Raw genomic sequence first — 20,756 nt, 5'->3', positions numbered from 1 at the left:
TGCTACTGACATTTCGTAGCACCTTCTTTCTATTCAATTTCAAAATCAACAATGATGTAAGCTAGTATAACAACGAAGAAAATACTAACGGCTGGCGCTGTTAATACGTGGCCAGACATAAAACCAATGCCAAGTGATAGAACGAGTGTGCTCGCTAATAGCATATACTTTACTTTCATGATTTTCTTAAAGTTTGTGATCATGCTGATGAATAATTTAATACCAAAGTATAGAAGTGGTAGTAAGTAAATAAGGAAACCGACAATGCCAAAGGCGAAAAATAGGTCATGGAAGTCCATTTCAATTAATTTAATTTTATCTGTGTAGTTACCAGCGTAACCCATTCCGAATAGTTTTTGTGAAAGCGGTGCGTCTTTATAGTATTGTTTGTATGTTTTTAAGAATTTGTCGCGATCACTATAAATTAAACTTTTCACTTCAGAATCTGTAAGTTCACCTTTTGCATGTTTTTTTGCATCTTCTGGATCTTCTTTAATTACTTTTCCTTCTTTTCGATCTTTCTCTTCTTGTACTGATTTTTTGTATTCGTATATTTGCATGTGAATGCCCATATTTTTTGCGATAGGAGTATGCGGTGTAAGAGCAATTAAACCTCCTAGTATAACTGCGGCAATAATGGTATTTACAATATGTGTAAATCCCTTTCCTTCTTTTTTACGATTTATCATGTATTCAATGAATGAGAAGAAAAGTGCTACGCCTAATGTAATAACAATTGCGCCATATCCGACTTTCGTTCCGACCATAATACTTGCATACATCGCAAGTATTGTTGGAATCCAGTAATATATTTTCGAGAAAGAAGTTGTTTTATGTATCGAATATAAGACAATGATTGGGAACATAATGGCGAAAAGAGAACTTAAATCATTTCCAGCGAAGAACCAACCTCTTGAACCGATTTTTGAGTGAGGATAGCTTGGGAAATCTGTTCCAGTTTGCATTGCGACAATCATTGTAATGCTTAAAATTAAAGTTGCATATAAGAAATATGTAATGATTTTATGAAATACATACTCTTTATTTTTTAGCTCTTTAAAGGCGATAATATATCCAAACAGTAGCACAATTGGATATATGCTCTTTAAGATGAATTTAACTTCTTCTCCAAATGAAACTGGAGATTTAACCATCATATTATTTACAAGACCGATTGCGAGTGCGATTCCGAGTAAACATAAATAGAGGATGTACTTTTTCGCATCTTGTTGTTTGTGATGAAGAAGTAGGTATCCTAATGCAAGAAGCATAAAGGCGAAACGGACTACAACTCCAACTGTTGCGTTCATGTGTAATATATAGATTGAAAAAGATGTTAATAAATCTAAAATTGGTTGAAACACAATGAATAGCAATAGGAAATGTGGGAAGTAGTTATCCGTTTGTTTCAACTTAGTAACCATATGTTCCTCCAGTTCTTCATTCCTTTATTACAACACCCAAAAGATGGGTATAAAGCCTTTTTTACATAGTAAGGCGAATGAATTTCAATATTTGTTTTTTATCAAACTTAAGAATACACCATTTCATTGTAATGGTAAATAGATGAAAAGCATGGATAAACCGACTTTAATTTCTATATTTTTCAACGGAATTGTATGTTTTATACGATATATGTACAAATTGCGAGATTATTAGACAGAAAATTAAGAAAAAAGAAGGATTTTTCAGTGGTTTTCTATAATTATATAAGTATAATCTTTATGGAGAAAAGAGGGGTATATATAATGGAAATAACAAGTAAAACAGAATCTGTCGTTGTGAAATATGAAGGCCACGTTGCAACGGTTATGGTCAATCGTCCAGAGGTGTTAAATGCGTTAGATGAGCCGACATTAAAAGAGTTATTACAAAAGTTGAAAGAAGTAGCGGAAAGTTCTGTGCATATCGTTGTGTTATGCGGGAACGGCCGTGGTTTTTCTGCGGGTGGGGATATTAAATCGATGCTTTCAAGTAATGATGAAAGTAAGTTCGATGGTATTATGAATACCATTTCTGAAGTTGTCGTGACATTATATACGATGCCGAAGCTTGTTATTAGTGCAATTCATGGACCAACTGCAGGTCTTGGATTAAGTATTGCGTTAACAGCTGATTATGTAATGGCGGATATATCATCTGTTATTGCAATGAACTTTATTGGAATCGCTTTAATTCCAGATGGAGGCGGTCATTTCTTCCTTCAAAAGCGCGTCGGTGAAAATATGACGAAGCAAATTATTTGGGAAGGTAAGAAATTATCAGCGACAGAAGCGCTTGGTATCGGCTTAATTGATGAAGTAATCAGCGAAGATTTCCAAACGGCTGTGAAGCAAAAAATTAATGAATGGTCACAAAAACCGATTAAAGCAATGATTCAAACGAAGCAAATTTTATGTGAAGTAAATCGCTCTAATTTAGAGCAAACATTGCAATTAGAAAAGCGTGGTCAATATGCAATGAGACAAACAGCGGATCATAAAGAAGGAATTGCTGCGTTTTTAGAGAAACGTTTACCAGCATTTAAAGGGGAATAAAGTTTGTCCATTCCTCATGAGTAGCTCGTTAATTCGGGATAAAGGGGAGAAAGTGCTAACACATTTTAGTATAATTGTGTTAGCACTTTTTTTTAAGGAGTAATACATGAAGAGAATGATCGGTGTTATCACTATTATTTTGCTTACATATTCTGCTTTGCATAGTACACCATCTTTGGCAGTTCGGACTGCGTTATTTTTTGAGGGACATCCAAGTGTTGCGTTTTCTGGTGGGGTGACGAAAGAAAAAGATGTGAAAAAAGAAGCGATTCCAGATGAGTACCAAACTCTATATGGTAAGGAAGAAAACTCAGAGCACTATTTCTTTCCGCATGTAAGAGCACATGAATCAGGAATTGATATGTTAAGTGCATGCGTGAAGAAAAAATGGTTTTTCTATAAAGCAGAGCTCGGGTGTTATTAAATATAGGAGGATGAATGATGTCAGCATATAACAAGTTAGTAAGAGATCGTGTTCCAGAGAAGATTTTAATGTCTGGAAAAACGTATACCGCACAAAAATTAACAGGTCAAGCATACATACAAGCTTTAGCGAAAATTGGAACGGAAGAAATTCGAGAATTTGCTTCTATGAAAGAACGTGAACATGCGCTAGATTCTCTTGCGGATGCACTAGAAGTAATCATTTCATTAGCACGTGCGGAAGGTGCATCAATTGAAGATGTGGAACGCCTTCGTAAGAAAAAAGAAGTAGAGCGCGGTGGATTTGAAAGAGGGATTTATTTATTAGATGTCTCGGAAGAATAGTTTAATAGGAAAAGCATAGCGTTAATGAGTAACGCTATGCTTTTTTGTTGCAATGAAGCTAATAATGAAGAAAATAGCTGTTAATATCCAGCCGATTGTAATAGAAGTAGTAGTATGAACGGCATAAGAAACTTGTAAACAAAATAATGATGCTAAAAACCAAATGAGTGCAATGTGTATATATTTTTTTGATATATTCATATTTCAGGACTCCTTTTGTATACTAAAAAGAATTTTACTACAATTTAGAAAATTAAGCTATATAAGTAGAGGTTTTCTGGTGAATTTTGTATACTGAATAGTAGAGAAAATGAGGAGGAAACGACAATGGCACATCATGCGAGAGAAACGATGGAACTTATTAAGGAGCTTGTCTCTATTCCGAGTCCGTCTGGAAATACAGCAAAAATTATTGATTTTATTGAAAACTATGTCAGTGAGTGGAATGTAGAAACGAAACGTAACAATAAAGGCGCTCTTATTTTAACGGTAAAAGGGAAGAATGATGCGCAGCACCGCTTATTAACGGCACACGTTGATACGTTAGGTGCGATGGTGAAAGAAATTAAGCCTGATGGTCGCCTGAGTCTTTCTATGATTGGTGGATTTCGCTGGAACTCTGTAGAAGGAGAATATTGCGAAATTGAAACATCAAGTGGCAAGACGTATACAGGAACGATTTTAATGCATCAAACATCTGTACATGTATATAAAGATGCAGGTGAAGCAAAACGCGATGAGAAAAATATTGAAGTTCGTATTGATGAGCGCGTATTTTCAGCTGATGAAGTACGCGAATTAGGAATTGAAGTAGGAGACTTCGTTTCATTTGATCCGCGCGTTCAAATTACAGAGAGTGGATACATAAAATCACGTCATTTAGATGACAAAGTAAGTGTTGCGATTTTATTAAAATTAATTAAAAGATTACAAGATGAAAACGTAACATTACCATATACGACGCATTTCTTAATTTCTAATAATGAAGAGATTGGATACGGTGGTAATTCTAATATTCCAGAAGAAACTGTTGAATACTTAGCAGTTGATATGGGAGCGTTAGGTGATGGACAAACATCTGATGAATATACAGTATCTATTTGTGCAAAAGACTCTAGCGGCCCGTACCATTACGCTTTACGTAAACATTTAGTAGAGCTTGCGAAAACGAATCATATTGAATATAAAGTAGATATTTATCCGTACTACGCATCTGATGCATCAGCTGCGATTCGTGCGGGATTTGACGTGAAACATGCGTTAATTGGAGCGGGTATTGATTCTTCTCACGCATTTGAACGTACACATGAAAGTTCTATTGCGCATACAGAATCATTAGTGTATGCATATGTAATGTCTAATTTAATTGAAGAATAATTTCATAGATAATAGAGAGCTGATTAAAAATATTATTTTTAATCAGCTTTTTATTTGGCGAAGCGATTAGGAGACATGTTCTAATCGCTTTTTTAGCCCGCTATTTGTGGGCTGATTAAAGTTTTATTTTATATACATTCATTATAAGTTATATATATGCGATTTTTATTATACGGCGGGAAAACGTATTTACTATAGATATATAATGTTATACACTATGAAAGGAATTAATTAATAGTTAATATGTTTTAGTTAGCTTGATTGAAAAAATTGTATGAATATGAAGTTTTGAGAGGAGATTTATTTTTCATGAAGTACAAAGCAATAGCCGCAGGTTTATTAGCAGCAAATTTACTAGCACATCCAATTAGTAGTTTAGCAGAAACGAAGAAATTTCCTGATGTTTCAGATAGTGCGTGGTCGAAAGACGCAATTTATTATTTAGTAGAGAGAAATGTAATTAACGGTATGCCAGATGGTAACTTTATGCCATACGGAAATTTAACACGTGCCCAGGCAGCAAAGATTATCGCAACAGCAATTGGTGCTAAAGTAGATCCAAATGCAAAGCCGTCTTATAATGATGCAAAAAATAGTTGGGCAGCTTCATTTATTGCAGCCATGGAAAAAGAGAATATTATTAAAGGGCGAGAACCAGGAGTATTTGATCCTGAAGGAAAAGTAACTCGTGCTGAAATGGCAGCTATGCTTGTAAGAGCATATAATCTGAAGAGCAAAGTAACAGGACCAGTTCCTACAAAATTCGCTGATTTAGAGAATCATTGGGGTAAAGAAGAAGTTAATATTTTAGTAGAATTAAAACTTTCTTTAGGTACAGAGAATGGCTGGAAACCGAATGATTCTATTACGCGTGAACAAGCAGCTCAGCTTACTGCGCAAACAGATAAATTTAGCAAGAATAGTGATCGTCCAGTAGAAACAAAGAAAATGTACATAGATAGAAAATTCATTACATATCACGCACCATCATTAAGTTCTGGGATTAGTGCAAATCAGCATAATCCACAAATGGTTGAAATTAAAGAAGAACGAGATGGATGGATCAAAATTGCAACAAGTAAAGGTGATAAATGGACACCTTTAGTAGAGAAAACAGAAGTTATTAATGAAGGATTCACTACTTATGCAGAAGCTTCTTCTTCTTCAAAAGTAATGGGAACACATAGCGCACAACAAGTAACTGTTATTGAAGAGAACGGCAGCTGGATTCGTATCCGCATGGGCGCTGGTTTCCAATGGGTTAATAAAAATCAATTAAATCCAGTGAAGCAGGGTAACTTCTTAGAAGGAAAAGCGATTATCATTGACCCAGGTCATGGCGGAGTTGATTCAGGTAATCCAGGTTATTATGAGAAAGAAAGTGAAACTGTATTAGATGTATCATTGCGATTACAGAAGATATTTGAGAAAAAGACACCATTTACTGTGTTATTCACTCGTACAGATGATACACGTCCAGGAACAAGTGCTTCTGATTCTTTAAAGAAACGTGTAGAATTTGCTCAAAAAAATAATGGGGATATTTTTGTAAGCATTCATGGTAATGGCACGGAAGAGAAAAATGGACAAGGTACAGAAACGTTCTACTATGAATCAGCGACAGCAAGAGGAACAAATCCTAACGTATCAGAAAGTCGTTTACTAGCAGAAAAAATTCAAGAGCGTCTTGTAGATGCACTGGGAACAAAAGATCGTGGTGTGAAAAAAGGCGATTTATACGTAATTAGAGAAAATACAATGCCAGCTGTATTAGCAGAATTAGCATTTGTAGATAATAAAAGTGATGCAGATAAAATAGCTACACCAGCGCAAAGACAAAATGCAGCGGAAGCTATTTATCAAGGTATTTTAGATTACTATGAAGAAATGGGTAACAACGTGTCTTCTTTCCGTTAATAAATAATAAGAGATTGCCATTGGCAGTCTCTTTTATTTATTAACGTTTCTCTTTATTTCCGGCATATGATATCATTTAATTTTATATACAAAAGAAAAGTATTGAGTAATTGTAATCATAACAATTTTAAACGATAGAGGATGATAATAGATTGAATAATCATAGTAAAAAACCTGCCTGTATATATACGTATGCATTTCGTGAGGAGGAGCGTGCTTTATGTTACTTGGAAATGCGCTCGTTCTTTGGAATGGAGTCGCACGTTAATATTTTAAAAAGTGATGTAAAAATTGACCCGAGTAGAAGTGCGTTTATGAAAGAGCGCGTTGAGGTTATGTATGAAGGGGACGACTTAGAAAGCATTTTAAAACAAGTGGAACAAATTGATTTGGCGGGAGCGACATTTAAAGTTATTTTCGTTAAAATCAATGACCTCGTTGGGGAGAATAAAATTGAATATGGAGAAAGACGTCTTATTGAACGAGACCTTGGCATGCATATCGAAGGAGAAGCGGATGTTCGTAATCCAGAGCGTGTATTCGGGATTGTTCCTCTTGGAGGACGCTGGTACTTCGGGCACTATGTAGAAAGCGAACCAGTTTGGTATCATCACATAAAAAAACCGCATAGCTATTCGACATCACTTAGCACACGTGTTGCGAGATCAGTTGCAAATATCGCTGTACCAAATCCAGAGGGAGTACGAGCAATTGACCCGTGCTGCGGTATTGGAACAGTAGTAGTAGAAGCACTTTCTATGGGGATTAATATCGTTGGTAGAGATATAAATCCACTTGTAGTTCTTGGAACGAGAAAAAACATCGCACATTTTGGATTTGAAGGAACAGTAACAAAAGGTCCAATTGAGGAAATTACTGAGAACTATGACGTTGCCATTATCGATATGCCATACGACTTATTTACGCATGCCACACCAGAAGACCAGCTCTCCATTCTTTCAAGTGCGCGCCGCATTGCTAAAAAGGTAGTCGTTGTCACGATGGAAACAATGGATGACATGATCCATGAAGCAGGATTTGAAATTACAGATCGCTGTATTACAAGAAAAGGATCATTTACTAGACAAATTCTTGTTTGTGAATAAGAAAGGAAGGTCACCCGTTTGGGTGACCTTTTTAGTGTAGTTTGATGTGTGATTGATTGGCAGTTTGCAGGTGGAGATAAGTTGATATTGTGATAGGAGTCTATTACTGTTCTTTTAATTTTTCTTGTTGTGCGATTAATAAATTGCGTAATATGTGTCCGCGGTAACTTTCTAGTTTTCGTCCTTCATGATAGCGCACACCTAATTTTTTTAGTTCAGCTACGTACCAGCCTTTTGTTCCGTAATGCATGAGATCACTTCCTTTTGCTTTTGAACAGTATATGTTGGGGGGAGAAGTAACTTTACATTGAAAATAATAATGGTAAAAGGAATTTTGCATGTGTGTACGAGAGGAATCGCAAAGTTATCGAGGTGTTTTATAACGTAACGTCCAAGCCGTGTATAAAAAAGTAGACAGTTGTATATGAATTTGTTGAAAAAAGAATACACATTACTGAGGGGATTTGAAAAAAGTAATGCTATACGATTTGGCATGATACTTGCGTTGGAAATAGTATCAACGTATAGGGGAGAGATAGAAATGAAGGTTAGTAAAATATATACAACGATTGATGCACACGTAGCTGGGGAGCCGCTTCGAATTATTACGGGCGGAGTGCCAGAAATAAAAGGGGAAACGCAGCTGGAAAGACGCGCATACTGTATGGAACATTTGGATTACCTTCGTGAAATTCTGATGTATGAACCGAGAGGACATCACGGAATGTACGGTTGTATCATTACACCACCAGCAAGTGCCCACGCTGATTTTGGTGTTTTATTTATGCACAATGAAGGATGGAGTACGATGTGTGGTCATGGCATTATTGCTGTCATTACAGTTGGAATTGAAACAGGCATGTTTGAAGTAAAGGGTGAAAAACAAAATTTCATTATTGATAGCCCAGCCGGAGAAGTTATTGCGTATGCAAAATATAACGGGAGTGAAGTAGAATCTGTATCATTTGAAAATGTTCCTTCATTTGTATACAAAAAAGACGTTCCTATTAAAATAGATAACTATGAATTTCAAGTAGATATCGCGTTTGGAGGAGCATTTTACGCTGTTGTAGACTGTAAAGAATTTGGTTTGAAAGTTGATTTTAAAGACTTGCCCGCTATTCAAACGTGGGGCGGTAAAATTAAACATTATATAGAGAGCAAAATAGAAGTGAAACATCCACTTGAAGAAGGATTGAAAGGAATATACGGCGTTATCTTTTCAGATGAACCGAAAGACAAAGGTGCTACGCTACGAAATGTAACGATTTTTGCTGATGGGCAAGTAGACCGTTCTCCTTGCGGTACAGGAACTTCAGCGAGAATCGCAACTCTTTTTGAAAAAGATGCCTTACAAAAAGGAGAAATCTTCGTCCATGAATGCATTACTGATGGGAAATTCCAGGGAGAAGTATTATCCGTAACAGCGGTAGGTACATATGAAGCTGTCGTTCCGAAAGTAACGGGGCATGCATTTATTACAGGGTTTCATCAGTTCGTTGTAGATCCGAGAGATGATTTGAAACGGGGATTTTTGTTAGGATAAAGTGAAACTTTAATCAGTGGAGGGGTTCCCCACTGATTATTAGTTGAACCAATCGGGTTTTTACGGGCAGTTGATCTCCCGTGTAACTTCTTTGTCCAACTGAATTTTTAGATGGGAGTCTTACTGCCCGTTAATACGGGATAGAAGAAGGGGGTGGAAAGATATGCTAGTTATAAGCGCGAACGAACAAAGAAACTTAGTAAATATGAATGAAGTTATTGAATACGCGGCGCTTGCTTTAAAAGAATTTTCCGCAGAAAGAACGATTACACCAATAAGAGGCTCATTACCATTTGCGAATGAGCAAAATACGGCATTAATTATGCCTTCAGTAGCGGAAGGGCTTGAGGCACTTGGAGTAAAAATAGTAACGGTAGTCCCGCAAAATAAACAGATAGGAAAGAAAACAATCAATGGGATTGTGATGCTATCAGACTTTCAAACGGGAGAACCGCTCGCACTTCTAGAAGGATCGTACTTAACGATGATCCGAACGGGCGCCTTATCAGGAGTAGCGACAAAATATTTAGCTCGTCATAACGCAAAAACTTTATGCATTATCGGCACGGGCGAACAAGCGAAAGGAATTGCCGAAGCAATATTTGCAGTTAGAGATATCGAAAAAGTCATTTTATACAATCGAACAGAAGAAAAAGCATATGCATTTGCGCAATATATACAAGAGAAATTTGGTAAACCTGCTTACGTTTACAGGGATCCAAATGAAGCAATACGTGAAGCAGACATCATCGTCACAACTACGAACGCAACCACACCAGTCTTCTCAGAAACACTACAAAAAGGCGTCCACGTAAACGCCGTCGGCTCATTCAGACCGAGCATGCAAGAACTACCCTCACACGCCATCACAAGCGCAAACAAAGTAGTAGTCGAATCAAAAGAAGCAGCACTAGACGAAACAGGAGACCTTCAAGTTCCGATAAAAGAAGGTCTATTCAAAGCGAACGCCATTCACGCTGAACTTGGTCAAATTATAAGCGAGGAAAAAGCAGGCCGCGAAAGCGATGAAGAGATTACTATTTTCAAATCAGTTGGTTTGGCAGTAGTGGATATTATCGTTGCGAAGTATTTGTATGAGAGAGCGGTGGAGCAAGGAGTAGGGAGTAAGATTGAGTTTTGAGACTGCCTTTTGGTGGTCTTTTTATTTTATCATCCTTATAAATATATTTTATGGCAAGAATGTATTAGTAGATTGCAAACTTTCCACATTTACAAAAAAGTTTGACTTTACATACAGGTAGTGGTAATTTAAAACTTATAAGAAAACTCGGGATTAATTCCGAGTTTTCTTATGGGTATAAACAGTTCGAGGGGGGCCGAAAGATGAAACAGAAGTTATTTGCATTACCATTTGTTCTAATACTACTTATTGCATTAGCGGCTTGTTCTGGGGAAAAAGATTCTTCGAAGCAAGCGGGCACTAGTAAATCAGGGACTCCGAAAGACGGAGGGGCGTTAACGATTGGTGTTAGCGATAATCCAGATACGATGAATCCGCTTTATGCGAATGATCGTGTGTCATTAACTGTGCAGCAGGCTTTATATGCGCCGCTATATCATATGGAAGACGGTAAGAAAAAGTTTGTTCTTGCTGAGAGCTTTACGCCTTCAGAAGATCAATTAACGTGGACACTGAAATTAAAAGATAATTTGAAATGGCATGATGGTAAGAAAATTACATCAGACGATATAGCATTTACATTCCAATCTATTTTGGATGAGAAGCAAAATAGCTCAAGTCGTGAAAACTTTATTTTTAAAGGAAAGCCGCTTGAGGTGAAAAAGGTAGATGAGTTAACAACTCAATTCGTTTTACCACAAGTAAGTGCATCTTTTGAAGGTGTGATGAATGATTTCTTCCCAATTCCGAAACATGTATTTGAAGGGGAAGCAGATTTAGCGAAGAGTAAGAAAAACTTACAGCCTGTAGGATCAGGGCCGTTTAAATTTAAAGAGTATAAATCAGATGAGTACGTTGCATTAGATCGATTTGATGATTATGTAGGTGGGAAAGCTAAATTAGACTCTATCGTATACCGCGTTGTAAAAGACCGTAATACAGCAAATGTTTCACTGCAAAATGGTCAAATCAACATGAAGATGATTGAGCCGCAAGACTTTAAGAAACTAGATAGCACTGGGAACTTCTCAATGGTGACATTCCCTGAAGGTAGATTATTCTACTTATCTTATAACATGAATACTGATCTTATGAAGAAAAAAGAAGTGCGCCAAGCAATTGCACATGCGTTAGATAAGAAAGAAATGATTAACTCAGCATTCGTTTCAGGTGAATTTGCAGAACCAGCAAATTCAATCTTAACGCCAGACGCTATGTATTATGCGAAAGATATTAAAGACTATAAGTATGATAAAAAAGAAGCGAAAGATTTATTAGCAAAAGCTGGCGTGAAAGATAAGGAAAAAGTACGTGTGATGTATGTAACGAATAATAAAATTATGGAAAGCTTAGCGTTATATACACAACAAAAATTAAAAGAAGTTGGCTTAGAAGTTGAACTAAATGCATTAGATGCTAGTGCGGCAAGTGAAAAAGGCTTAGATAAAGAGAATAAAGAATATGACATTACATTTGGTGGTTACATAATGGGACCTGAGCCAGATTCATATAAGAGCTTATTCTTAAGCAATGCTGAATACAATTATGCACGATATAAAAACGCTGATTTCGATAAGTTATGGGAAGAAGCTGCAGTTGAGACAGATAAAACAAAACGCGCAGAGCTATACCATAAAATTCAAGAGACAGCTAGAGAAGACGTACCTTATCTACCAATCGCGTATCCGAAAGCAGTTATTGCAGTAGATAAAAAGTTTGATGGATTAAAAGAAGCGAAAGCAATTCCTGTCACAATGTTTGAAGATCTATCTAAGATTTATGAAGTGAAATAAGAAACAATAAAGAAGCTGGTGGAAATCAGCTTCTTTAGCTTGAGGGGGGAAGTTTGTGTATAAAGTAATTGCGAAGAGGCTTTTAAATGCAATTCCGCTTTTATTTGTTATTTCTATTATTTCTTTTCTATTAATAAAACTAGCACCGGGGGATCCGGTTCGAAACTTTGTAACGCCAAACATGAGTCCAATTGATGTTGAGCGTATTCGTAAAAGTTTAGGATTAGATCAACCAATTTACGTGCAGTATTTTTTATGGTTAAAAAACATTTTAACAGGAAACTTTGGTTACTCACTTCAAAATCATCGTCCTGTTTTGGAACTTATCACAGAAAGATTACCTGCAACAATTGGATTAATGGGATCATCTTTACTCGTCTCATTCGTAATTGCAATACCACTTGGACTATTTACAGGTGTGAAAAAGAATTCATTCTTTGACCGCATTGTAAACTTTATTTCATACGTTGGTATTTCTATGCCGGTTTTCTGGTTTGCACTACTATTAGTCTACTTATTCTCTTTAAAATTGAACCTACTTCCGAGTATGGGGATGCGCACCGTTGGTAAAGACTCTGTCTGGGATATTGTGCAACACGGCATTTTACCTTGCATGGTGCTTGCGTTCCAAAACGTATCTGTTTATATGAGATATATTCGTTCAAGTACGATTCAGCAATTAGAAGAAGAATATGTACAAATTCAATATGCATACGGCGCTTCGAAGAAAACAGTGTTATTTAATCACGTACTTCGAAATGTATTAATACCAATCATTACAATTTTCGGATTATCGATTCCAAGTTTAGTAGGCGGAGCATTTATTACGGAAACAGTATTCTCATGGCCAGGACTTGGTTCACTTGGGGTAAATGCTATTTTTAGATTTGATTATCCGATTATCATGGCAATTACATTACTATCATCATTCATGTTAATTCTCGGTAACTTAATTGCTGATATTTTATATGGCGTAGTAGATCCGCGCATTCGAATGAGGGGGTGATTTGGAATGAATAATAGGAGATTTCAAACGATAAAACATAGCTTTACGAAAAATAAGTTTGTTGCAATGGGAGTTATTATACTTGCGATTTTAACGGTCGCATCAATTTTCGCATTCGTATCGCCGTACGATCCTAGCAAAATGTCGATTCCAGATCGCTTACAAGAACCAAGTATGAGTCATCCTTTCGGAACGGATGATTACGGAAGGGATTACTTAACGAGAGCGTTATATGGCGGACGAGTTTCACTTGCAGTCGGTTTTCTTGCGATGGTTGTTTCTATTACAATCGGTACTGCAGTTGGAACAATTAGCGGATATTTTGGCGGAAAGTTAGACAACTTTTTAATGCGAGTTGTTGAAGTACTGATGTCAATTCCATCATTCTTTTTAATGCTACTATTAAATGCGTATTTAAAACCAGGAATTACGACGCTAGTTCTTATTATCGGATTACTAACATGGATGGACACCGCCCGTATTGTAAGGGCAGAAACGTTATCTGTAAAAGAGCGTGAGTACGTTTTATACGCAAAAGTATCAGGACAAAAATCACTTATGATTATTGTAAGACATATCATTCCTAACATTTTATCAACCATTATTATCGCCGCGACATTAACGATTGCGACATCGATTTTAATGGAATCATCACTTAGTTTCTTAGGTTTAGGTATTAGAGAACCAGATTCTTCTTGGGGCAGCATGCTAAACAATGCGCAAGGATATATTGGTGAAGCTTGGTATTTAACACTCTTCCCAGGATTCCTTATCCTTTTAACGGTACTTAGTTTTAACGTAATTGGTGAAGCATTGAAGAAAGCTTTCGCACCAAAAGGAGCCGGACATGAAAACTAAAGTGTTAAGTGAAAGGAGTGAGAAGCGTGTCTGAAAAACTACTAGAAGTAAAAAATTTAAAGACTTCTTTTTTCATAGAAAGTGGCGAAGTTGAAGCGGTTCGCGGCGTTACATTTCGCTTAAATAAAGGAGAAGTAGTCGGTATCGTTGGGGAATCTGGAAGCGGAAAGAGTGTAATGGCGAAGTCTGTTATGTCTCTCGTTACGTCACCAGGAAAAGTGAAAGAAGGGGAAATCCTTTTTCATAATGAAAACATACTTTCTAAATCTGAAAAAGAATTACGTTCTATTAGAGGAAATCAAATTTCACTTATCTCTCAAGACCCAATGTCAGCGCTAAATCCAGTCGTGAAAATTGGGAAACAAATGACGGAAGTAATTATACGTCATCAAAAAGTGAAAAAGAAAGAAGCAGAGCAGATTGCGATCAACTTGTTAAAACAAGTCGGCCTTTCGTCACCAGAAGAAAGGGTAAAACAATATCCGCATGAACTAAGCGGTGGTATGAAGCAGCGGGTTATGATCGCAATGGCGATGTCTTGTAATCCGGACCTTCTTATTGCTGACGAACCGACGACTGCACTTGATGTAACGATACAGGCGCAAATACTAGATTTAATGAAAAACTTAAAGAACGAAACGAATATGGCGTTACTTCTTATTACGCATGACTTAGGAATCGTCGCGCAAAACTGTACGCGCGTTATCGTTATGTACGGCGGGCTTATTATGGAAGAAGGACCTGTACTTGATATTTTCCAATCGCCGAATCATCCATATACGAAAGGGCTATTAAACTCTTTGCCAAAAATAGCGAACGGCGTAAAAGAAAGACTCGCTCCTATTCAAGGTGTAACGCCAAACTTATTAAACCCGCCACAAGGTTGCCCATTCGCAGAGCGTTGCCCGCATGCGATGGACATTTGTGAAAAAGAACGTCCGCCATATTTTGAAATCGGAAACGAAAGACGTTCCATGTGCTGGTTAAACGATAAGACAGTAGGTGATTCACATGCATGAAGAAAACTTAATTGAAGTTCGGGACTTAAAAAAGTATTTTCCTATTAAAAAAGGACTATTCGGCAGAAAAACAGAGCAATTAAAAGCAGTCGATGACTTAAGCTTCACTATTAAAAAGGGTGAAACATTCGGGTTAGTAGGGGAATCTGGCTGTGGAAAATCAACGACAGGAAGAAGTATCATTCGCTTACATGATGTCACTTCAGGTAACGTTTTGTTTGACGGAAAAGATATCGCAAGTTTAAAGGAAAGTGAACTAAAAGAATATCGAAAAAGAATGCAAATCATTTTCCAAGATCCATACGCATCATTAAACCCGGCAATGAACGTATTCCAAATTATTAGCGAACCGATGAACATTCACGGTTCCTACGAAAAAGAAGAACAAAAAGAAATCATTTTAGACCTTCTGAAAAAGGTAGGTTTAAAAGAAGAACATTTATATCGCTATCCGCACGAATTTAGCGGAGGCCAGCGCCAGCGCATTAGCATCGCGCGGGCACTATCTGTAAAACCAGACTTTATCTTATGTGACGAACCAATCTCAGCACTCGATGTCTCAGTCCAAGCACAAGTCGTAAACATGCTGCAAGACATTCAAGAAGAAACAGGCGTCACATACTTATTCATCGCACATGACCTATCTATGGTAAGGCACATATCAGACAGAATCGGAGTCATGTACTTAGGAAACATAGTAGAAATTGCCGATAGTGAAGACCTATACACAAAACCGGCACATCCATACACACAAGCACTACTTTCATCTATGCCAGAACCAGATCCAACAAACACAGGCAAAGAACGGATCATCCTAGAGGGAGAAGTACCAAGCCCACTAAACTCACCATCCGGCTGCAAATTCAGAACGCGCTGCAAATTCGCCACTGAAAAATGTGCACAGGAAGTACCGAAGATGGTGGAGATTGAGAAGGGGCATGAGGTGGCTTGTCATTTGTTTTAGAGGGAGAGCACTAGGGGGGACCTGGTGCTTTTTTCTTTGTAGGTGGACGTGGTGTGGGATTGGTTGTTAGTTTAGGAGATAGCGCGCTCGAAATTTGTCGGTAAATCGATATGTTGTGTCGAAACGTTGATATATTCGGAGTTACGATTGATATAATTGAATAAACGTTGATATATTTTTGTAAAGAGTGGGATTGGTTGTAACTTAATGTAGAAATTTAATGTTTTCGAAAAAAAGAATTGACTTCTATATTAGTTGTAACTAAAATAGTTACATAAAGGTGTAATCAATTTAGTTACAACTAATATCTGCTAAAAATATGATTTATATATTTAATTAAGGATGGTGGTCCATACGTTGCCACCCGGTGTAGAAAGTTACTAACACATTCAAATCAATGCATATTCCAAGCTTTAGTATTTTCTGTTACGGGGCAATAAGGTGCAACGTTATCTTTTGTTAAAAACCTTGGTGGATCTTTCTTTGGAAATATTAGTTTTGGGGAAATATAGTAAGGTATCTAAAAAAGAACAAGGTATAAAAAGATGTACTTATATAAACCAAAAATTTAGTTGAGCTGGATAATAAAAAAAAGGTAGGAGATTTAAATGGAGACGAAACAAGATAACCTTATTTACGTATGGGATGCATATTGTGGATGGTGCTATGGTTTTTCAGAAAGTATTAAAGGATTTTACAAAAACCACACTGAAGTGCTATTAACAGTTTTATGTGGAGGGTTATTTTTAGATAATTTACCAATGAAAAACTTCTCATATATAGAAGAGGGAAATAAAAGAATTAATCAACTTACAGGTGCTGAATTTGGTCCTTCCTATCAAAAATTGGTGGAGGAAGGGACTTTTAAAATGAATTCGAAAGATGCTGCAATTGGTTTTTCAGCTTTACGCTCATTAGCGCCAGACCGTTTATTAGAATTCACTTCGGCTATGCAAAAAGCGTTTTATTATGAGGGCCAAAGTCTGAGTGATCCTGAAACATATCGCAAAATTGCAATCGAGCATGGTTTGGACCCTGAACAAGTATTAGAACGTTTAAACGCTCAAGAAACAATATTAGATGTCCAAAATGATTTCAATAAAGTTCGACAGCTTGGTGTTAATAGCTATCCTTCATTACTTTTACAAAAGGATAATCAAATTATTCCTATTGGTGGTGGCGTAATGACGCCAGGTAAAATTGAAGCGCGTTTTAAAAATTTATATTAAGAAAATTTAGGATATAGTAGCAAACATGTTATCTTAGGCCACCTGACATTCATCTCCGGAATATTCGCCAGTACTATTACACTTTCAGATAAATGGGAGTGGGAGATTTTATCCCGCTTTAACGGGCAGTAAGACCCCCACCTCAAAATTCAGTGGAAGCAAAGAAGTTAGGTGGGGGATCAACTGTCCGTAAAAGTCCGATTGGTTCAACTAATAATCAGTGGGGGATGAACAAAACCCCCACTGATTAAAGTTTCACTTTATCGGAACAAGATAAAAATATGATGATTAGTTAATAACTTTAATAAAAGGAGAATAACATACTATGTTTAAAACAATCGATACAAATCAAAAAGATGTGAAATTAACGGTGTTTAGTTCGGACGAAAAAAGCTTTATGGTCACGGCAACATTAGTTGAGAAAGCAGGACATGCATTTTTAATAAACTCAAAATTTACTCAATCTGATTCGAAAGAAATTGTTGAGTATCTGAAAAAAAACAACTTATCTCTAGATAAAATCTTTATTATTCATGGGGATCCAGACTACTACTTTGGATTAGAGAGCATTAAAGCCGTTTACCCAGAAGCTATAGCGTATGCAACAGAGTCTACTGTTGAACATATCGTTCATTCTGTCTTAGGGAAATTAAAAGTTTGGAAAGACGCCCTTGGAGAAAATGCACCGAATAACGTGGTATTACCTCAAGTGTTTAAAGAAAAAACAATTGATTTTCAGGGGTTAACATTTGAACTAGTAGGCTTAGATCATTACAGAACTAGCTTATTTAATAAAGAGCTGAAAGTATTAATTGGTGGTATTGATGTATTTAACGAAATCCATGTATTCTTAGCTGATACTAGCTCAAAAGCGGCAATGGAGGCTTGGATTGAAAACTTGAAAGTGTTACAAGCATTACATGCTGACATCATTGTACCTAGCCATGGATCAATTGAAAAATCCTTAAATAATCAAGCACTTACTGCGACAATGGATTATCTAAGAACTGCGATTCAAGCTTCTGAGGAAAGTAAAACTTCAAAAGATTTTGTAGCAAGACTTGATGCAGCATATCCAGGCTATGCAAATAAAGGTGTATTAGAATTAAGTGCAAAAGTTGTAACAAAAGAAATGCCTTGGGGTTAATGATATGAATAAATATCAAAAGCTATTACATGAAACGTATGTGTTAACTGGCGAAGGGAAATTGGATGCGTTCAAAACGTATTTAAGTGAAAATGTATCTTGGACAGAAGCTGCTGGGTTTCCATATGCGGGTACTTATATTGGTCCAGATGAAGTAGTGAAGAACGTACATGAACGTCTTGGTACGGAATGGGATAACTATAGTGCAAAAGATGAAATTTATGCTTTTAATAACAATACTGTTATTGTGTATGGAAAATATAGTGGAACATATAAAGCTACAGGGAAGTCATTTGTAGCAGATTTTTGTCATCTTTATAAGTTTGATGAGAACGATAAGGTTAAGAAGTTTATACAAATTGTGGACAGTGCAACTGTTAATGAGGTATTAAGTTAGAGTTAATCGTTTCTAATATGCCTTGTATAGGGGGAGGATAAATGAAATTCCTAACATTACCCCTGACATTACATTTTTGGGAAGGTTTCTCCTTCTTCAAACTTTTTATAGAAGAAAACTTATTTAAGTAGAAGAGGTAGGTATATATGAAATTAGAGAAAAGTTTAATCATAACAATTATTTCTGTATTTATTTTAGGAGTAGTTTCGACTTTGGTATATCAAGCTTCCACCGGTAATAACAAAGGGAACTCAATTAAGAGCGAAAATGTTGCTTCTGTATCAAAAGAAGTAAAAGAAAATGAAAAGAATAAAAAGATGGTAGTTGATTTCTATAATGAAGTTTTTAACAAACATAATATCGATATTATCCCTAAATATGTAGGTGAAGAGTATAAGCAACATAATCCTTTTGTTGCTGATGGACGAAAAGCCTTCATGGATTTCTTTAAGGAGGATTTTGTTAAAAATCCTAATTCCTCTGCAGAGATTAAACGTGTAGTAGCTGAAGGGGATACGGTTGCTCTTCATGTACATTCTCGTACTAATTCTCAAGATAAGGGAGTTGCTATAGTGGATATATTTCGTATCAAGGATGGAAAGATTGTCGAACACTGGGATGTAATTCAAGAGATTCCAAGTGAAGCAGCTAATGATAATACGATGTTTTAGATAGAAGATATATTTAATAATTTTTTAATTGATAGTGCTGTATAGAATTTAGAAATTTAGATAATTAGTTATTAAATTTGGAAATCATTTAAAAATAGCATATTAAATGATGGCACAAATTAATACGAAATAGCTCTTTAATAAAAAATCCTACTCAGTAAAAAATGAGTAGGATTTTTTATTAAAGAATAGTGCTAATTTTGTGGTTCGGCACCATCTAAATTTGGAAACCATGAAAGTATAGGTACTCTATATCCACGTAAAGTAAAATTGTAATTTTTTCCTTCTTTTATGTTTGCTTGCAGATCCACTGAATTAAACTTCATCATAAGAAGGCTATCCTCATTAGAAATAACTTTTTCGGTTCCATTTTTTTGCTCAACCTAGTACAATCTCACCAATTTAAAAAGACCACCATTACTGGCAGTCTTTCTGTGGTATCGAGTGTAGAGATGGTTAGCTACTTATCTGTTTAGGCATAATCTAGGATCTTTAGAATTCTTAATTTGAACAATCTATTTTTATATTATTTAAATAGTAATCTTTTATAGACCCACTCATTTTAGTTAACCTTTGTTCAAATATAAATGAAGTCGCAATTGTAACTAGATGCACAATTAATCAAAATAGAAAAAAGTACCTATAAGAGTAGGTACTTTTTTCTTTGTTATATATAAATTATACATTAATTTATATTTGGAACACTTTAAAAAGAAAAGATGATGATGGATTTATTAATAGATGCGTATAACTATATGTATATATTTAATGCATATATTATTTTTAGATAAATATATATATCTTTCAGTAAGAATGCAATATTCTTCGCTATTTACTTATATTTATAATTTAACTAATTCATTATAATATCAATGTTGATTTAAAGTTTTTTGTACAAAATGAACAGATGGGATTTTTTTAGGGATGCAAATACAATGAATCATTCTGTTTTCTTAATTGACTAAATTTTTAAAATTTAAATCTTCAAATGTTAATACTTGTTATATAATTGACTTATTAAGGCATTGCCCCTAAAAGTTAATATGCCTAATGAGATTGTTTACGTTTTCCTTATGGGGTAGCACCAACATTTCATAGATTTTGTACGCTAAGGCTATAATCTTTATAATTCCTGAGCGTATGAAATTCGCGCTTTGTTGTTGGGACCGCTATGAGTACTGTTAAATATAATATTCAAGGAGTGATATAATGAATACTAATCTTAAATTATCAAACAGACCAGAACACACTGTTCAAAAATTATTTGAACAGCAAGTAAT

At 35.9% G+C, this 20,756-nt stretch carries 19 protein-coding genes and 1 pseudogene; 17 read left to right on the top strand and 3 right to left on the bottom strand.

Going from position 1 to position 20,756, the window contains the following annotated elements:
• Positions 1 to 29: 29 nt before the first annotated feature.
• Positions 30 to 1,424: an O-antigen ligase family protein gene (locus tag CN409_RS19375; protein ID WP_000256697.1), complete on the bottom strand. Its 1,395-nt coding sequence runs from the start codon at positions 1,422 to 1,424 to the stop codon at positions 30 to 32.
• 300 nt (positions 1,425 to 1,724) lie between these two features.
• Between CN409_RS19375 and CN409_RS19370 the strand changes: the two genes are divergently transcribed.
• The 3 genes from CN409_RS19370 (at position 1,725) to CN409_RS19360 (ending at position 3,305) form a co-directional block, all read left to right on the top strand.
• Positions 1,725 to 2,537 carry an enoyl-CoA hydratase gene (locus CN409_RS19370; protein ID WP_141527718.1) on the top strand — a complete coding sequence of 271 codons (813 nt, stop codon included), beginning with the start codon at positions 1,725 to 1,727 and terminating at the stop codon, positions 2,535 to 2,537.
• 106 nt (positions 2,538 to 2,643) lie between these two features.
• Positions 2,644 to 2,961 (top strand): hypothetical protein, encoded by a 318-nt coding sequence (locus CN409_RS19365; protein ID WP_000827125.1) that lies wholly within the window; start codon positions 2,644 to 2,646, stop codon positions 2,959 to 2,961.
• Between the two features lie 17 nt (positions 2,962 to 2,978).
• A complete protein-coding gene (locus tag CN409_RS19360; RefSeq protein ID WP_001277348.1) occupies positions 2,979 to 3,305 on the top strand; it encodes a nucleoside triphosphate pyrophosphohydrolase in 327 nt (108 codons plus the stop codon).
• Between the two features lie 21 nt (positions 3,306 to 3,326).
• Here CN409_RS19360 and CN409_RS19355 read toward each other — a convergent pair whose 3' ends face one another.
• A complete protein-coding gene (locus tag CN409_RS19355; RefSeq protein WP_001027087.1) occupies positions 3,327 to 3,506 on the bottom strand; it encodes a hypothetical protein in 180 nt (59 codons plus the stop codon).
• A 126-nt stretch (positions 3,507 to 3,632) separates the two neighbouring features.
• Between CN409_RS19355 and CN409_RS19350 the strand changes: the two genes are divergently transcribed.
• The 3 genes from CN409_RS19350 (at position 3,633) to CN409_RS19340 (ending at position 7,705) form a co-directional block, all read left to right on the top strand.
• A complete protein-coding gene (locus tag CN409_RS19350) occupies positions 3,633 to 4,682 on the top strand; it encodes a M42 family metallopeptidase (protein WP_000930043.1) in 1,050 nt (349 codons plus the stop codon).
• A 309-nt stretch (positions 4,683 to 4,991) separates the two neighbouring features.
• Positions 4,992 to 6,599: an N-acetylmuramoyl-L-alanine amidase gene (locus tag CN409_RS19345; RefSeq protein ID WP_000875337.1), complete on the top strand. Its 1,608-nt coding sequence runs from the start codon at positions 4,992 to 4,994 to the stop codon at positions 6,597 to 6,599.
• A gap of 152 nt (positions 6,600 to 6,751) precedes the next feature.
• Positions 6,752 to 7,705 (top strand): TRM11 family SAM-dependent methyltransferase, encoded by a 954-nt coding sequence (locus CN409_RS19340; protein WP_086391007.1) that lies wholly within the window; start codon positions 6,752 to 6,754, stop codon positions 7,703 to 7,705.
• A 103-nt stretch (positions 7,706 to 7,808) separates the two neighbouring features.
• Here the strand turns inward: CN409_RS19340 and CN409_RS31495 are convergent.
• A pseudogene (locus CN409_RS31495) lies at positions 7,809 to 8,038 on the bottom strand (YflJ family protein).
• Between the two features lie 208 nt (positions 8,039 to 8,246).
• On the opposite strand from CN409_RS31495, the gene CN409_RS19330 reads away from it, so the two are divergent.
• The 11 genes from CN409_RS19330 (at position 8,247) to CN409_RS19280 (ending at position 19,476) form a co-directional block, all read left to right on the top strand.
• Positions 8,247 to 9,251 (top strand): proline racemase family protein, encoded by a 1,005-nt coding sequence (locus CN409_RS19330; RefSeq protein ID WP_000868677.1) that lies wholly within the window; start codon positions 8,247 to 8,249, stop codon positions 9,249 to 9,251.
• Positions 9,252 to 9,414: 163 nt separating this feature from the next.
• Complete coding sequence (locus CN409_RS19325) at positions 9,415 to 10,392, top strand: ornithine cyclodeaminase family protein (protein WP_086391008.1); 978 nt, start codon at positions 9,415 to 9,417, stop codon at positions 10,390 to 10,392.
• 203 nt (positions 10,393 to 10,595) lie between these two features.
• Positions 10,596 to 12,185 carry an ABC transporter substrate-binding protein gene (locus CN409_RS19320; RefSeq protein WP_000810659.1) on the top strand — a complete coding sequence of 530 codons (1,590 nt, stop codon included), beginning with the start codon at positions 10,596 to 10,598 and terminating at the stop codon, positions 12,183 to 12,185.
• Positions 12,186 to 12,240: 55 nt separating this feature from the next.
• The gene (locus tag CN409_RS19315; protein ID WP_000278778.1) at positions 12,241 to 13,191 is read left to right on the top strand and encodes an ABC transporter permease; all 951 of its coding nucleotides are present in this window, start codon (positions 12,241 to 12,243) and stop codon (positions 13,189 to 13,191) included.
• A 6-nt stretch (positions 13,192 to 13,197) separates the two neighbouring features.
• Positions 13,198 to 14,049: an ABC transporter permease gene (locus CN409_RS19310; protein ID WP_001065278.1), complete on the top strand. Its 852-nt coding sequence runs from the start codon at positions 13,198 to 13,200 to the stop codon at positions 14,047 to 14,049.
• 26 nt (positions 14,050 to 14,075) lie between these two features.
• Complete coding sequence (locus tag CN409_RS19305; protein WP_016121976.1) at positions 14,076 to 15,068, top strand: ABC transporter ATP-binding protein; 993 nt, start codon at positions 14,076 to 14,078, stop codon at positions 15,066 to 15,068.
• Entirely contained in the window at positions 15,061 to 16,032 is a 972-nt protein-coding gene (locus CN409_RS19300; RefSeq protein ID WP_118961774.1) for an ABC transporter ATP-binding protein, read from the top strand. Before CN409_RS19305 ends, CN409_RS19300 begins: the two co-directional genes overlap by 8 nt.
• Positions 16,033 to 16,640: 608 nt before the next feature.
• Positions 16,641 to 17,261 carry a DsbA family protein gene (locus CN409_RS19295; RefSeq protein WP_086391010.1) on the top strand — a complete coding sequence of 207 codons (621 nt, stop codon included), beginning with the start codon at positions 16,641 to 16,643 and terminating at the stop codon, positions 17,259 to 17,261.
• Positions 17,262 to 17,586: 325 nt separating this feature from the next.
• A complete protein-coding gene (locus CN409_RS19290; RefSeq protein ID WP_000477270.1) occupies positions 17,587 to 18,408 on the top strand; it encodes an MBL fold metallo-hydrolase in 822 nt (273 codons plus the stop codon).
• Between the two features lie 4 nt (positions 18,409 to 18,412).
• Positions 18,413 to 18,805 carry a nuclear transport factor 2 family protein gene (locus CN409_RS19285; protein WP_001046370.1) on the top strand — a complete coding sequence of 131 codons (393 nt, stop codon included), beginning with the start codon at positions 18,413 to 18,415 and terminating at the stop codon, positions 18,803 to 18,805.
• A 146-nt stretch (positions 18,806 to 18,951) separates the two neighbouring features.
• Positions 18,952 to 19,476 (top strand): nuclear transport factor 2 family protein, encoded by a 525-nt coding sequence (locus CN409_RS19280; protein ID WP_000764209.1) that lies wholly within the window; start codon positions 18,952 to 18,954, stop codon positions 19,474 to 19,476.
• Positions 19,477 to 20,756: the final 1,280 nt, after the last annotated feature.

The sequence above is a fragment of the Bacillus sp. AFS012607 genome, assembly GCF_002558005.1.
In the GTDB taxonomy this organism is placed as follows: domain Bacteria; phylum Bacillota; class Bacilli; order Bacillales; family Bacillaceae_G; genus Bacillus_A; species Bacillus_A thuringiensis_S.
The sequence above is the reverse complement of the archived record's forward strand: the minus strand, read 5'-3'. Positions and strand labels throughout refer to the sequence as shown.

Excerpts from the sequence above, each read along its gene's own strand:
- CN409_RS19375 (WP_000256697.1), bottom strand. The coding sequence starts at position 1,424 with ATGGTTACTAAGTTGAAACAAACGGATAACTACTTCCCACATTTCCTA.
- CN409_RS19370 (WP_141527718.1), top strand. The coding sequence starts at position 1,725 with ATGGAGAAAAGAGGGGTATATATAATGGAAATAACAAGTAAAACAGAA.
- CN409_RS19365 (WP_000827125.1), top strand. The coding sequence starts at position 2,644 with ATGAAGAGAATGATCGGTGTTATCACTATTATTTTGCTTACATATTCT.
- CN409_RS19360 (WP_001277348.1), top strand. The coding sequence starts at position 2,979 with ATGTCAGCATATAACAAGTTAGTAAGAGATCGTGTTCCAGAGAAGATT.
- CN409_RS19355 (WP_001027087.1), bottom strand. The coding sequence starts at position 3,506 with ATGAATATATCAAAAAAATATATACACATTGCACTCATTTGGTTTTTA.
- CN409_RS19350 (WP_000930043.1), top strand. The coding sequence starts at position 3,633 with ATGGCACATCATGCGAGAGAAACGATGGAACTTATTAAGGAGCTTGTC.
- CN409_RS19345 (WP_000875337.1), top strand. The coding sequence starts at position 4,992 with ATGAAGTACAAAGCAATAGCCGCAGGTTTATTAGCAGCAAATTTACTA.
- CN409_RS19330 (WP_000868677.1), top strand. The coding sequence starts at position 8,247 with ATGAAGGTTAGTAAAATATATACAACGATTGATGCACACGTAGCTGGG.
- CN409_RS19325 (WP_086391008.1), top strand. The coding sequence starts at position 9,415 with ATGCTAGTTATAAGCGCGAACGAACAAAGAAACTTAGTAAATATGAAT.
- CN409_RS19320 (WP_000810659.1), top strand. The coding sequence starts at position 10,596 with ATGAAACAGAAGTTATTTGCATTACCATTTGTTCTAATACTACTTATT.
- CN409_RS19310 (WP_001065278.1), top strand. The coding sequence starts at position 13,198 with ATGAATAATAGGAGATTTCAAACGATAAAACATAGCTTTACGAAAAAT.
- CN409_RS19300 (WP_118961774.1), top strand. The coding sequence starts at position 15,061 with ATGCATGAAGAAAACTTAATTGAAGTTCGGGACTTAAAAAAGTATTTT.
- CN409_RS19295 (WP_086391010.1), top strand. The coding sequence starts at position 16,641 with ATGGAGACGAAACAAGATAACCTTATTTACGTATGGGATGCATATTGT.
- CN409_RS19290 (WP_000477270.1), top strand. The coding sequence starts at position 17,587 with ATGTTTAAAACAATCGATACAAATCAAAAAGATGTGAAATTAACGGTG.
- CN409_RS19285 (WP_001046370.1), top strand. The coding sequence starts at position 18,413 with ATGAATAAATATCAAAAGCTATTACATGAAACGTATGTGTTAACTGGC.
- CN409_RS19280 (WP_000764209.1), top strand. The coding sequence starts at position 18,952 with ATGAAATTAGAGAAAAGTTTAATCATAACAATTATTTCTGTATTTATT.